A 13,997-nucleotide genomic window follows, 5' to 3' on the forward strand; every position below is an offset into this window, starting at 1 on the left:
ATCTAACGCTTCTCCCCCATACAGAACACTGCAGCCACGCCAGGCCCTGTATGGCTCCCAATCACCGTCCCAATATTGTTAATCAGGATATTGTCTATCCCCATCTTCTCCCGAACTAGCTTCGCCACATATTCGGCGTCCTCCCTGCAGTCTCCATGGGTAATCATTATGATATCATTCTCCCATCCCTTAGACTGAACGACAGCCTTATCTACAATGTTGTTCAAAGATTTCTTACGTCCCCTCTCTTTCCCGATTACCTGCAAAGCGCCCTTATCGTCTATATGAATCATAGGCTTAATCTTCACCATGCCCCCAAGCACAGCCACCGTCTTAGAAATCCGTCCTCCCCGCTGAAGATGGTTTAAATCATCAATCGTCACATTATGGCAGACATGCAGCTTGTTTTCCTCCACCCATTTAGCCGTCTCCTCCATGGAACAGCCTTCAGCCTTGCGCTTCAACGCATAGTAAAGCAAAAGTCCCTCCCCCATGCAGGCACACAGCGTATCAATCACTATAATGTTCTGGTTGGGATACTCCTCCTTAAGCTCCTCTGCCGCAATCCGCATACTGTTTAAGGTCCCACTCAGCGCAGAAGAAAACCCAAGGTGGAGAATATCCTTCCCCTCCTCAAGAAACGGCCTCAGCGCCTCTTTTGCATCGTCCGGATTCACCTGAGAAGTCACCGCCATTTTTCCAGCACGCAGCTTTTTGAAAAATTCCTTGGCGGACAATCCGTTCATATCCTGGTATGTCTCCCCGTCAATGGTATAACTAAGGGGCACTACCGGCACCCCTCTTTCTGTCAGCCATTCCTTCGGCAAATCGACCGTACTGTTCACAGTTATGATATAATCCTTCAATATTTATGCCTCCTTTGATGTATGATTCTTATCCATATTTCCTAAAATCTTCTTCATGGTAAATGTAAATACAATCCCTGTCGTCACGACCGAGATAATATCCGCCACCGGCTCAGCCCTATAAACTCCCATCACCCCCATAAACTTCGGGAAAATGATTGCCAGCGGAATCAGAAGGAGTACCTTTCTCAAAAGAGCTATAAACAGAGAAACCTTCGCCTGCCCCAGAGCCAGAAAGGTAGACTGGCACGCAGACTGTAATCCAAAGATGGTAATCCCCAGGAAATACACTGGCATTACCTGACAGGTCAGTTGGATTAATTTCTCATTATTGGTAAATATACCCGCATAGACCTTGGGCACAAATACCGCCACGCCGCCCAGAACCAGAGTCCCCAGAAGTCCTGATGCCAAAAGCCTCATAAACGCGTCTTTTACCCGCTTCTTATCCCCCGCGCCATAGCTGTAGCTGATAATCGGCTGCACTCCCTGGGCAATCCCCTGAACCGGAATCAGAATCAACTGCATGATACTGGTCATAATGGACATGGTACCCACGTATAAATCCCCGCCATAATTCTGAAGACCGGAATTTAAAGTAATGCTCACCATGCTCTCCGTACTCTGCATAATAAACGGCGAAATCCCAAGTCCTGCAATCCGCTTCACAATGTCTGCCCTAAGCCTCATATTCCTGACTCCAAGCTTCATGACGCTGCGCTCACAGGTTAGGAAACGAATCACCCACGCCGCGCTGACCGCCTGAGAGATTACCGTCGCCATAGCCGCGCCTCTCACCCCAAAATCCATAACGAAAATCAAGATTGGGTCAAGAATAATATTTAATACCGCGCCTATGACCACCGACAGCATGGCCGTCCTGGACTCTCCCTGTCCGCTGATAAAGGTGTTAAGCCCCACCGCCACCTGCACGAATATGGTTCCGATCAGATAGATTCCAATATAGCTCTGGGCATACGTTATGGTTACGTCACTGGCTCCAAACGCGTACAGAACCGGCGTCTTGAATATGGAAAAGCCGATTGTGAGCACAATGGAGAACAGAACAATCATACCGGCAGAATTTCCCAAAATCAGCTCAGCCTTGCCAACGTCCTTTCTTCCAAGCTCAATAGACGCAAGAGGGGCGCCGCCCATACCTGCAAACGCACTGAACGCTGAAATCAGCATGATAATAGGAAATGTAACCCCCACTCCTGTCAGCGCCACATCTCCATATCCTTCAATATGCCCGATATAGATTCTGTCCACAATGTTGTATAATACATTGATAAGCTGGGCCGCCACAGCAGGTACTGCAAGGGAAACCATCAGCCTTCCCAGGGGCGCCCTGCCTAGCCTCTGGCTGTCCATTTCTTTTTTCATATGTACCCCTTCCTAATCGTCTTTTCTCAGTCATGCAGGCAATCCCCTTGTTCATTTACCAGAGACTGCCTGCACAATCATGCCCCTTATTCTAACATGTCTGGAAGATAATGTAAAGCAAAGGCATCCTGCTGCCACATAAAGCCAACTCTTAATTTAATTTTACATTCAGATAATTTCTTCCTGAAAGGGTCTTGTTAAAACAGATACTCAACACGATAATCAGAGTTCCGGCTGCAAATCCCCACCAGTTGAACAGAGCCGTCAGAATCAAAAGCTCCAAACGCATGAATTTTAAGGCATAACCAAGTTCAAAGTTGGGCTGAGTGTAATTTGCCACGGACACAAAGGCCATGTACAGCATAACCTCCGCATTAAACCACCCTGATTTGACTGAGAATTCTCCCATAACCAGACCGGCAATTACACTTAAGGGCGTGCTTAACATACTGGGCGTATTCAGAGCCGCCAGACGCAGACCGTCAATGGCAATCTCCAGAATCAAAAGCTGAAAGATTAGCGGAATATTAACCGTATCCTTCACAGACACAAAGGAAAACGCCTCTGGAAGCCAGTTCAGATTCTGCATGAACAGAAGAAAAACCGGCGTCAAAAATACGGTCATCAGGGTAATGAGCCCCCGCGCCACCTTCAGATAGATATTGGTCAGGGTTGGAAAATAGTAGTCATTTGCCTCCTCAATCATATCAAAAATTGATGTGGGAAGAATCATTGCCGACGGAGAGTTATCTACCAGCAGCACAATCTTCCCCTCTAACAGACAGGCAGTTGCCGTATCGGGTCTCTCTGTAAACTTAAACTTGGGAAAGGGATTAAACCATTTCCGTTTATATAATTCTTCTGCCAGGCTTTGCTGGTTCATGCGCAGAGCGTCTGTACGGATACTGTTGATGCGGTCTGACACATTTTTCAGAAGCTCATGATCCACCCTGTCGCTCATATAACAGATGGCAACATCCGTCCGTGAACTGTCCCCAATCTCCATCATTTTCATGACCAGATGGGGATCACGAATCCGCCGCCGCATAAGCGCCGTATTAAACACAATGGTTTCCACGAATCCGTCCCTTGAGCCTCTAAGAGACTTATCCTTGTCCGGCTCCTCCACACTTCTGGCCGGATATGTTCGGCAGTCGATGGCAATTCCCACCTCGTATCCATCAATAAACAGGCAGCTGACGCCAGATAACAGATTCTTTAAGACCTGGTCAAAATCCTCCAGGATATCCACCTCCACATAGGGGATACATTTTCTTGAGAAGCTGTTGGCATCTCCAGGCATATCATCTTCTGTAACTCCGAAAAAAGAATCCATAATCTTAAGCAGGGACTCATCATTAGCAAATCCATTGATAGAATAAAAGGTGGAGCATCGGCCTCCTATCATGATATCTCTCTTTATAATGTCAAAGCTCTCCTTAACCGGAAGGATCTGGTTGAGATACTCTGTATTTTCTTCTCTTGAAGCAGTTACCTTCTTTACGTCTGACATAGCAATTCCTCCGCTCGTTTACACTGTATTCAGACTTATGATTCCCTGAACGCAAAAAAAATATGCAGAAAAGCCGCTATCTGCATAACACCCCTTCTGCATATGTAAAAATCAGTTATTCGTGGTACTGCCAAAGCCTCCGTTGCGAACTGCCGTCACACAATCGTCCTCCGTAATACCGTATTCCATGAAAATCCCCTGCATGAATCCTGCCCCTGCTTCCAGACAGACCGTCTTTCCTTCTCTGCTGTCATTGGTAATCTTAGCAAAGATATGTCCCTCGTTATCCGAATAGAAATAGTCGCTGTCTATGATTCCCACCGTATTATTAAGCTGCAGCCGGTATTTGAAGCCAAGGCCGCTTCTGGGATAGCACATAAGCACCCAGTCCGCCTCCATTCTGGCGCGGATTCCTGTTGGAATCTTTACTGTCTCCCCCGACTTTAGCGTAATCTTTACAGGTGTGAAAAAATCGTATCCCGCCGAGCCTGCGGTTGCTCGCTTGGGCGCCATGATACTGTCATAAATCTTCTGAATCTCCTGCTCATTCTCCTTACCAAATGCATCCTCGTATCCTTCTTTAAACTGCTCATAACTTACCTTATAGAACTGTGCAATCCTTCTTGCCATATCCTTCCTCCATTCATCCTTTATTCATTCTTTTTCATTATTAATTCCGTCAATCCTCCACCACCGAAATGGGCGTGTCGTCTTTTGCATCAAGGTTATGTATAAATCTTTTCGTATCCTTCACCATCACATTCGACAAAAGTAGAACGGCCACCAGGTTGGGAATGGCCATCAGTGCGTTCAAAGTATCCGCAATCAGCCATATCAAGTCAAGGGCCTCCACAGACGCAATGACCGCTACCCCAACATAGAGAAGCCGATATGGAAGAAGCCCCGCCTTGCCGGAAAAATACTCCACACACCGCTCTCCGTAATATGCCCACCCAAGAATCGTAGAGTAGGCAAACGAAATGATTCCAAGGGTCAGGATAATGGGCCCAAGATAAGGAATCTGCCCAAATGCCAGCGTAGTAAGCTGCCCGCCGTTGTCAATGGTATCTGCATTGATGTTGGGATTCTTCATAATCGTGGTCACCAGCACCAGCCCCGTCATCAGACACACCACAACCGTATCCCAAAATGTACCTGTGGAGGATACAAGCGCCTGACGCACAGGATTCCTGGTCTGGGCGGCCGCCGCTGCAATGGGAGCAGAGCCAAGGCCCGACTCATTGGAAAACAGTCCCCGTGCCACTCCATAGCGAATCGCCATACGCACGCCATTTCCCACAAGTCCCCCCGCCGCCGCGCCAGGTGTAAATGCCAGACTGCATATAACGCTTATGGCAGGAATGATATAGTCAAAATTCATACACAAAATAATAATACATCCCAGCACATAGAATACCGCCATAAATGGAACCAGCTTCTCACAGACTCTTGCGATTGAACGAATCCCACCGAAAATAACGACCGCCGTAAGAGCGCCAATGGCAATGCCCACCCCAAGCCTTGGGATGTGGAAATTTGTCTCACAAATCTCCGCGATTGCATTTACCTGGGTAGCGCAGCCAATTCCAAAAGAAGCAAAGGCCGCAAAAAATGCAAACAACATTCCCAGCCATTTCATATTAAGACCTCTCTCCAACGCATACATGGCGCCGCCCTGCATACGCCCATCCGCTGTCTTAACCCGATACTTAACGGCTATGTAAGACTCTGCATATTTTGTGGCAATGCCGAACACTCCGGTAAGCCAGCACCACAGAACCGCACCGGGACCTCCGATGGCAATAGCAGTACCCACGCCGACAATATTTCCTGTGCCAATCGTCGCCGCCAGCGCCGTGGTCAGCGCCCCAAACTGGGATACCTCGCCTTCTGCATCCGGCTCCTTGGCTATGGAAAGCCTGATTCCTTTGGATATGGTATACCTCTGGATAAATCCTGTACGGATTGTCAGGAATACGTGGGTTCCCAACAGCAGTACAATCATTCCCCATCCCCACACCACGTCGTTAATTGCCTGCACCAATGAATTAATCATATCATACATGTAAATCCCCCTTTTTTAACGTCTGTACATAAAAACATAAAAACTCCAAAGCCTTTCCATCCTTGGAGTTTTTCATATACAGTCTTTCTAATATTATTCAATAATACGGATAATATACTACCATATACTTGAATTCTGTGCAAGCATTTTACAAAAACCTTTTGCACTCTTAACTACGTGCTTCGCCAGCACAGAGGAAGTGACGCTTCCGACTCCGCCAGGCACTGGGCTAATGTATGCGGCCTTGTTCTTTACCGCCTCAAAATCCACATCCCCGCAAAGACCTCCATCTTCGTCCACATTGATTCCCACATCTATAACCACAGCATTCTCGCCCACCATATCCTCTGTGACCATCCTGGCTTTCCCTGCTGCCGCCACCAGAATCTGGGCTTTATTGCACTCCTGCGCCAACTCCTCTGTCCGCGTATGGCATAGGGTAACGGTGCCGTCCGCCTTGAGCAGACTCATGGCTAAGGGACGTCCCACTACCATACTTCTGCCCAAGATTGTAATTCTTTTGCCCCTGGGCATGACTCCATAATACTGAAGGATTTCCATAACGGCCTGCGCCGTACAGGGCGCAAATCCCGTCTCGTCTCCGGAAAATACCTTCGCCATATTTACGGGACTCATGCCGTCCACGTCTTTATTTGGATGAATCATCGCTCTGACAGGTCCCTCGTCCAAAGACTTTGGAAGCGGGCGGAGTAATAAGATTCCATGTACGTCTGAATCCTCATTGATTCGGGAAAATGTCTGCTCAAACTCCTCCTGGCTTACGTCCTTTGGAAGCGCTGTCACCCTGCACTGGATTCCCGTCATCTCCATGCGTTTTCTCGCGCCCCGCTCATAGGATAAGTCGTCCGAACGCTCCCCTACCCTGATAATAGAAAGGCAGGGTGTGATTCCTTTTTCCTTCAAGGCTTCCACCTCTTTGACCAACTCCTCCTTTATGGACTTTGCCACATCGGCTCCCTTCATAATGATACTCATTCTACACTCTCCCTTTTTGGATATTCTGTCTGTAAATTTAGCCTGTAATTAGCTTTTCCCTGGACAGGACAGAATCATCGGATTTTTGCCAACACTTCTCCATAGATTTTCTCCTGAAACGCGGCGCCCTCCTGTATCAAATCGTCTGCTCTTCCATTCAGCTTTTGGGCCTTTTCACGGTCCTTCATCAGCTTCGTATTGATAAATACATTCAAAGAGGCTCCATTTAGCGCCGCCTGTGCAAACAGGATACCCACGCCTGCATCACTGACTGCAAGCCGGCTGCCTTTTTCTTCCAGAAGCTTCAGACACTCCATGACCTCAATGATTGTCTCCATCAGCTCCAATGGCACGATACTGGCCTCGTACAAGGCCTTTTCAAGCACCCTCTCCTTGTGAGCCTTCTCCTCCTGGGTTTCCCTGGGAAGACCATACGCCCTTGACAACGGCTCAAAACACTCTGCATCCTTATCCGTCAGCTCAATCAGCCGATTCTTAAGCTCCTTTAGACGTGCTAAGGCTCCCTTTATTTCTTCCTCCACATCTGCATAGCGTTTCTTTCCCACAGTCAGGTTCCCCACCATCATCCCAAGAGCCGCGGCCAAAGCACCCACTGCGGCGCAGGCGCCTCCTCCTCCCGGAACCGGCTTTGCCGAAGAAAGCTCGTCTATAAAATCCGTCGCCTTTTTTTCTAACATCATAGCCTGGTTCCTCTACACATACAGGGGATACTTCTCACAAATCTGGTTCACCGACCTTCGTATCTCGTCTGACTTGGTCTCAAAATCCGTCACCGCCATCTTAATCAATCCTGCGATTGTCTTCATATCCTCCTCCTTCAGCCCCCGCGTGGTGACTGCCGGAGTGCCGATACGGATACCGCTGGTCACAAAGGGGCTTGCCGGATCATTAGGAACCGCATTCTTATTGACCGTGATATACACCTCGTCCAGCCGTTTCTGCATCTCCTTTCCAGAAACGTCCATATTCTGCAGATCAACCAGCATCAGATGGTTATCTGTACCGCCGCTGACCAGATCAAAGCCTTCCTCCACCATCGCCTCGGCAAGAGCCTTGGCGTTCTTCACAACCTGCTGTTGATATGCCTTAAATTCCGGCTTTAAAGCTTCCCCGAAGCAGACCGCTTTTGCAGCGATGATATGCATCAGAGGCCCTCCCTGGGTTCCTGGGAAGATAGCCTTGTCAATGGCCTTGGCATGCTCCTCCTTACAAAGAATAATACCGCCTCTTGGCCCTCTCAGGGTCTTATGAGTGGTGCTGGATACCACATCCGCATAAGGAACTGGACTCTGGTGTAAGCCTGCCGCAACCAATCCGGCGATATGGGCCATATCTACAAACAGATACGCTCCCACTTCCTTGGCAATATCCCCAAAAATATCAAACCGTATCTCCCTGGGATAAGCAGACGCGCCCGCAACAATCATCTTCGGCTTACATTCCCTGGCCTGTCTTCTGATCTCATCATAGTCCAGAAATCCCTGGTCATTTACATTATATGGTACAAAATTATAAAGAAGTCCTGACATATTTACCGGAGAACCATGGGTGAGATGGCCGCCATGGGCCAGATTCAGCCCCATTACCGTATCTCCCGGCTTAATCAAAGCCTGGTAGACGGCATTGTTGGCATTAGCCCCTGAATGAGGCTGCACACATGCGTGGTCGCAGCCAAACAGCTTCTTCACACGCTCGATTGCAAGGTCCTCCAGGATGTCCACATGCTCACACCCGCCGTAGTAGCGTCTTCCCGGATAACCCTCCGCGTACTTGTTGGTGGGCACTGTTCCCATCGCCAGCATGACTGCAGGGCTTACAACATTTTCAGAAGCAATCAGCTCCAGATTCCTTCTCTGGCGGTTCAGTTCCAGATAAAGAGCATCACCAATCTCATCATCACAGCTTTTGATGTAATCCATAACATCTTGAATCATGTTCATCGCATTTCCCTCCATTTGTCTTTTGCGTTCTCCGTTTGGTAAATGTAACATTTACATCTTACCATTTGCCGGAAGATTCGTAAAGACAGAAATTAAAAGCCCAATATCCTTCGGCGGATGTATATATGGTATTTAAAAGAATTCTATGGTGTAAAGTATTGCCATTAAGGGAAGAATTATGTATAATTTCCATAGACAAAGACGCTGGAATTCTTTGACAAAAAGACTTGCTTCAGCGCAAAAGGAGGAGAAAATGGACAGAAAAGCAATGTATAAGCTTACCTACGGACTCTTTATTCTGACGGCAAAAGAGGGTGAGAAAGACAACGGCTGTATCGTAAACACGGTAACCCAGGTTACCACAGAACCCAACCGGATTACGGTAGCAGTAAATAAAAAGAATTATACCCATGATATGATTCAAAGGACAGGCGCTTTCAATGTTTCTGTCCTTACAGAGAATTCTCAATTTGATACTTATAAGAACTGGGGCTTTCAGAGCGGCGCCCAGGTTGACAAGCTGGAGGCAATTTCATCAAAGAGGGCAGAGAATGGGATTGTGTATATTGAAGATGAATGTAATGCGTACATTTCCGCAAAGGTGGTGTCAGCCACAGACCTTGGAACCCACACTCTGTTTTTAGCGGATGTGACGGATGCCTGCGCGTTGTCGGAGGACGAGTCGGTGACTTATAGTTATTATCAGAAGAAGATTAAGACCGCGCCTAAGACGGACGGGGCGAAGAAGGGGTTTGTCTGTACGGTGTGCGGATATGTCTATGAAGGGGATGCGCTGCCGGAGGATTTTGTGTGTCCTTGGTGTAAGCATCCGGCAAGTGATTTTAAGAGGTTGTAGGGGATGGCGCTCCATCCCCTTATTTGTATATTTGTAAATTAGCCTCTCGACTATACTCTCAACTTTTCTCCAAATACGCCTTTGCCTCCTTGATAAAACTGGCAATAATTAAAACAATTACCATCCCAATGGGAAATGCGGCAATAATAGATACCGTCTGAAGATTACTCATTGACCCTTCGGAGAAAATCAAGGCAATCGGCAGCAGGATCAATAGAATCGCCCAGAACAATTTCATCCTGCCGCCAGCTTCCTCACCGTCCTGAAATTCTCTATAACTGTAGGCGGACGCAACCAATGTAATGCTGTCAAATGAAGTGGCGTAAAAAGCAATCATGGCAGCAACCAGCAGAACCAGCGCAATCCAATGTGCCGGCAGAGTTTTTATAATCTCAATCACCGTCTGATAGAGATCACCGCAGCTCTCATAAAAAACAATTCCATCAAATCTCCCTGTCATCTGTAAACCAAGGCCATAATTCCCCAGAACGATAAAGGAAATAAATGTGCTGCTCACTCCGAAAGCATACGCCCCTAGTATCACCTGTTTCACAGTCCTTCCCCTGCTGATGCCTCCCATGAAAAAAGGCGACGCTACGCACCACACCAACCAGTACGCCCAATAGAAAATCGTCCAGTTCTGAGGAAATGAGGTCGTTCTTCCCGCATCTGTCCAGGTAGAAAGCCCGATAAAGTTCTGCACCACATTTCCTACTGCTGTAAATCCAGTCTCAATGATATATCTGGTCTCGCCTCCAAGCGCCAGGACAAACAGCAGCAAAATCCCGAACAGCCACATACAGGCATTGGCCAGCCATGAAACCTTCTTCATTCCTCCCATTACAGACACCGTATATACTATACAAATCACCACCAGAAGACTAATGGTTATGAGCTTTGAGCTTTCCACGCCCACAAGACTCGAAAGCGCCGCCGAGAGCAGAGGCGTCGCAACAGAAAATGTGGTAGCAGTTCCAGCAATCAACGCAGCCACTGCCAGCACGTCAATCAGCCTCCCAGGAAAACGATCTGTCCAGTCCCCTAAAATGGGTCGGCATGCTTCTGAATACTTCTGTTTTCTCACGTCCCGCACATGCACCATAAATCCAAAACAAGCCGCCAATGTAGCATAGAAACTCCAGGGAATGGGGCCCCAATGGAACAGGGGGTAAGCAGACGCCCAATCCTGAACAGAGCCAAGCTCTGCCGTGTGAGCCTCCTGTGCATAGGAAATCCACTCGCACAGGGAATAAAACAGGATATCTGCCGCAAGACCGCAAGTAAATACCATGGCCCCCCAGGACCAAAATCCATATTGTGGCTTCTCCCCTGGTTTTCCAAGGGTGATTTTCCCTATATCAGAAAATGCAATCCATAATGAGACAAGTAAAATTCCCAGACCAAGCATAAGATAATAGACACCAAATTTATCCCCAAGAAAAGTCCGTACAGACGACAGCAAATTAGTTGATCCTTCTGGATTCACTAAAAAAAACGTGCATAGAACCAGTATTACAATGAGGGGTACAATCGTAGTTGCGGGATCAATCCGTCTGAGTAAATTCTCCCCTTTCCTATTCTTCAGGTCCGTTTTATCAATCATCATATTCTTTTTTCTCCTAATTTCTGTTTAATATATACATAACGGTATATCTTTTGACCATACAGCCCGCTTCAAATTGTTGAAGCTTCCCTATCTTCTGGAATTTTAGACTGTCTTTGGGAAATCATATATTTCAGATATTCACGATCAATGGCTGCCAATTCCTTTAGATTATCAATCTCCGTCACATCATTTCTGCCCATTTCATAAATACCAAGCTGATACTCCTTAGGATAACAAAACATTGCCACATCATCCCAGTAAATCTGTCTGTTCATCTTTTCCTCAAATTCGATTTCCAAATGCCTTTTAAGCCTTCTGCCATCCTTGGCACTCCATCTTGAGATACTGTAAAGCTGCCATCCTCTTTTTCCTCCTGTACGGCTACAATTTACCACAACACCATTTTCAACCGTCATGAGCCATTCATCTGTAGGCTCGTTCGTCCATACTGCATTGTAACCGGAGCGTTCAAATTGAGGACAAAGAATGTCCTTGTTATAGATCATCTGATCTCCGTCAAGAATCATAGCATTTTCCAGATAGTCTCTGGCAGCATACAGGGATGAGATATTGTTACAGGAGAAATAGTATGGATTTTCAATCAGATTCACCTCTGGATATGCTTCCTTCAACACCCTGAACTTTTCCTTTTGATATCCGACTACCACATAAATTTCTCGAATACGATTCTGTATCAAGCCCTGGATTACCGTATCAATCATCCTCACTCCATTCACAGGGATTAAAGGCTTCGGCGTCTCCAATGTCAGAGGATGCATCCGTTTTCCAATCCCCGCCGCCATAACAATGGCTTTATTCACATATTCCATCCTACTCCTCCTCGTATGCGTTCCTTTGATGCTTATCCTCTGATGATTGCTCCCCGCTGTGTATTTCCATCTCCTGCAGGGCATATCTGTAATAATCTTTTGCAAAACGATACTGCTTTAGCGAATACTCCCCGAATTCCACCCCAAGGCTTCTCTTATATTCGCACCAGTTACTCCACAAAAGACCGCAGGCTGCAATATAACAATAAATCTTAAGCCGATTCTCCCAGGAGCACTTTTCTTCAAAGTAAATATCAATCAACTGGTCAACCTGCTCTCTGTCATAAAAACTGTAGACGCAGAACATGGCAAGATCCAAATGTGGGTCCTGCATCCCCGCATATTCCCAGTCCGTAAGCCTAAGTTCTTCCTCCCCTTTCTGATTCCGGTAAAACAGAAAATTATCCGGAACCGCATCTATATGGGTCAATGTTTTCCGTTCTATGTGACTCTCAACAAAAGTCTTTAACGATAAGACTCCCGCCTTAGCCTCCTGATAATCCTTGAAAACAGAAGGCTCGCCACTCCACAGAGATTCATAGAATTCAATCTGTCCATACAGGTTAAACTCATGGCCGACCTCCAGATGCATGGAATGAAAATCCCGTAATTTTTCCATACATTGATTCAAATCCCGACAGTCCTTTGGATCAGCCGTTCTGACGTCTCTTAAATATTTTGTAATCTTATATCCATTTTCCGGATTAAGATAGACTACATCATCACACAGCCCAAGCCCTGCAATCGTCCGATAAACACAGGCCTCCTGCCTTCGATTAATGAGTTTTTCTGTCCCTTCTCCTGGTATCCGCATAATATATTCTTCTCCCTCACAGGAAAATAAAAAGGAACGGTTTGTCATTCCTTTTTTCAGGACTTTTATATCTGTAATCTCATCTACATGAACGTGGAACACATCGGCAATCACATCAAGGGCGTCTGATTTCAAATGATTTGATTCCTCATCCAATTCCCGTAGTTGTTCATAGGTGTTAATCTCCGCCACATCAAAGGCATGGACCACCCTTGCCGGCACAATCATTTTTCCATTATCATACAAAGTTATCTCCCAGAAAGCATTATCATTGCGGGAATCCTGGCATAATTCTTCCAGTCGTTTCCGGACAAGGACACACTCCTCCTTAAGAAGATAGGCAATGCCTGTCATTGCATTTCCCCCGCTTAATTTGGGTACAGACACCAGCTCCATCTTACGGTTCACCCTGACATCGCTGTCATTGTCTACGATATCGCTGACCATATACCAGGAATAGAGCTCATGCCTGCTAAATGGATTTTGGTCGCACCAGATATCACAGGGAACAATGTATGTATTGGAAAGATATTCTGCTGCCAGGCGTAAGGAATGTAGATTATTTTTGGCTGCGTAATTCGGATTGAAGATGAGCTTTACTTTGTATTTGTCGATAAGATATTCATATTTTTCTTTCAAAAATCCTACTATAATATAGATTTCTGTGATTCCAACCTTTTGTAATTGTCTGATCTGCCTCTCGATTAACGGCTCGTTGTTTACTTCCAACAGACCTTTAGGGAGCTCTCTGTTAATGGGAACCATACGCATCCCAAAACCTGCAGCCAAAATGACTGCATTTCTAGGCTCTTTGTCCTGGTACTCCTGCCTTGCCTTTAAAGTTGGTTTTAGCTGCCCATCCAGGTATCCGTTTTCCATCAGCCTCCTGACGGAACGGTTCACGACTCCCAATGAATGACCGCTGGACTGTGCAAGAATACGCTGGTTAATGTACGGCTCTGAAAACAAGACTTTCAGAACATCGTTTTCTTGTTTGTTCTTGAACAATTTTGATTCTCCTTTCGTGAACTTTGGCATAAAAAATAATACCTTGGAGATAAAGTAACATCTCCCAGGCATTATTTTTCATAAACAACTCTTTTT

General features: G+C 46.5%; 12 protein-coding genes. 1 reads left to right on the forward strand and 11 read right to left on the reverse strand.

From position 1 onward, the window contains the following. Nucleotides 1–2: 2 nt before the first annotated feature. The 8 genes from GN277_RS15730 to GN277_RS15765 form a co-directional block, all read right to left on the reverse strand. Nucleotides 3–866: a DegV family protein gene (locus GN277_RS15730; RefSeq protein WP_159751837.1), complete on the reverse strand. Its 864-nt coding sequence runs from the start codon at nucleotides 864–866 to the stop codon at nucleotides 3–5. A gap of 3 nt (nucleotides 867–869) precedes the next feature. After that, nucleotides 870–2,252 carry an MATE family efflux transporter gene (locus tag GN277_RS15735; RefSeq protein ID WP_159751838.1) on the reverse strand — a complete coding sequence of 461 codons (1,383 nt, stop codon included), beginning with the start codon at nucleotides 2,250–2,252 and terminating at the stop codon, nucleotides 870–872. 151 nt (nucleotides 2,253–2,403) lie between these two features. After that, the gene (locus GN277_RS15740) at nucleotides 2,404–3,765 is read right to left on the reverse strand and encodes a spore germination protein (protein ID WP_159751839.1); all 1,362 of its coding nucleotides are present in this window, start codon (nucleotides 3,763–3,765) and stop codon (nucleotides 2,404–2,406) included. 111 nt (nucleotides 3,766–3,876) lie between these two features. Further along, nucleotides 3,877–4,395 (reverse strand): dCTP deaminase/dUTPase family protein, encoded by a 519-nt coding sequence (locus tag GN277_RS15745; protein WP_159751840.1) that lies wholly within the window; start codon nucleotides 4,393–4,395, stop codon nucleotides 3,877–3,879. A gap of 49 nt (nucleotides 4,396–4,444) precedes the next feature. Then, a complete protein-coding gene (locus GN277_RS15750) occupies nucleotides 4,445–5,830 on the reverse strand; it encodes an alanine/glycine:cation symporter family protein (protein ID WP_159751841.1) in 1,386 nt (461 codons plus the stop codon). Between the two features lie 117 nt (nucleotides 5,831–5,947). Continuing rightward, nucleotides 5,948–6,826 (reverse strand): bifunctional 5,10-methylenetetrahydrofolate dehydrogenase/5,10-methenyltetrahydrofolate cyclohydrolase, encoded by an 879-nt coding sequence (locus GN277_RS15755; protein ID WP_159751842.1) that lies wholly within the window; start codon nucleotides 6,824–6,826, stop codon nucleotides 5,948–5,950. A gap of 74 nt (nucleotides 6,827–6,900) precedes the next feature. Next, nucleotides 6,901–7,527 carry a cyclodeaminase/cyclohydrolase family protein gene (locus GN277_RS15760; protein ID WP_159751843.1) on the reverse strand — a complete coding sequence of 209 codons (627 nt, stop codon included), beginning with the start codon at nucleotides 7,525–7,527 and terminating at the stop codon, nucleotides 6,901–6,903. Between the two features lie 12 nt (nucleotides 7,528–7,539). Next, nucleotides 7,540–8,781: a serine hydroxymethyltransferase gene (locus GN277_RS15765; RefSeq protein ID WP_159756820.1), complete on the reverse strand. Its 1,242-nt coding sequence runs from the start codon at nucleotides 8,779–8,781 to the stop codon at nucleotides 7,540–7,542. 259 nt (nucleotides 8,782–9,040) lie between these two features. On the opposite strand from GN277_RS15765, the gene GN277_RS15770 reads away from it, so the two are divergent. Continuing rightward, nucleotides 9,041–9,643: a flavin reductase gene (locus tag GN277_RS15770; protein WP_159751844.1), complete on the forward strand. Its 603-nt coding sequence runs from the start codon at nucleotides 9,041–9,043 to the stop codon at nucleotides 9,641–9,643. 58 nt (nucleotides 9,644–9,701) lie between these two features. On the opposite strand, the gene GN277_RS15775 is transcribed toward GN277_RS15770, so the two are convergent. The 3 genes from GN277_RS15775 to GN277_RS15785 form a co-directional block, all read right to left on the reverse strand. Further along, the gene (locus GN277_RS15775) at nucleotides 9,702–11,249 is read right to left on the reverse strand and encodes a BCCT family transporter (RefSeq protein ID WP_204162754.1); all 1,548 of its coding nucleotides are present in this window, start codon (nucleotides 11,247–11,249) and stop codon (nucleotides 9,702–9,704) included. A 68-nt stretch (nucleotides 11,250–11,317) separates the two neighbouring features. Then, the gene (locus GN277_RS15780) at nucleotides 11,318–12,079 is read right to left on the reverse strand and encodes a sugar phosphate nucleotidyltransferase (protein ID WP_159751845.1); all 762 of its coding nucleotides are present in this window, start codon (nucleotides 12,077–12,079) and stop codon (nucleotides 11,318–11,320) included. 1 nt (nucleotide 12,080) lies between these two features. Next, on the reverse strand, nucleotides 12,081–13,901 hold the full coding sequence (locus tag GN277_RS15785) for an NTP transferase domain-containing protein (protein WP_244324740.1): 1,821 nt from the start codon (nucleotides 13,899–13,901) through the stop codon (nucleotides 12,081–12,083). Nucleotides 13,902–13,997 lie beyond the last annotated feature (96 nt).

It is taken from the genome of Sporofaciens musculi (assembly GCF_009830285.1).
Taxonomy (GTDB): Bacteria; Bacillota; Clostridia; order Lachnospirales; family Lachnospiraceae; genus Sporofaciens; species Sporofaciens musculi.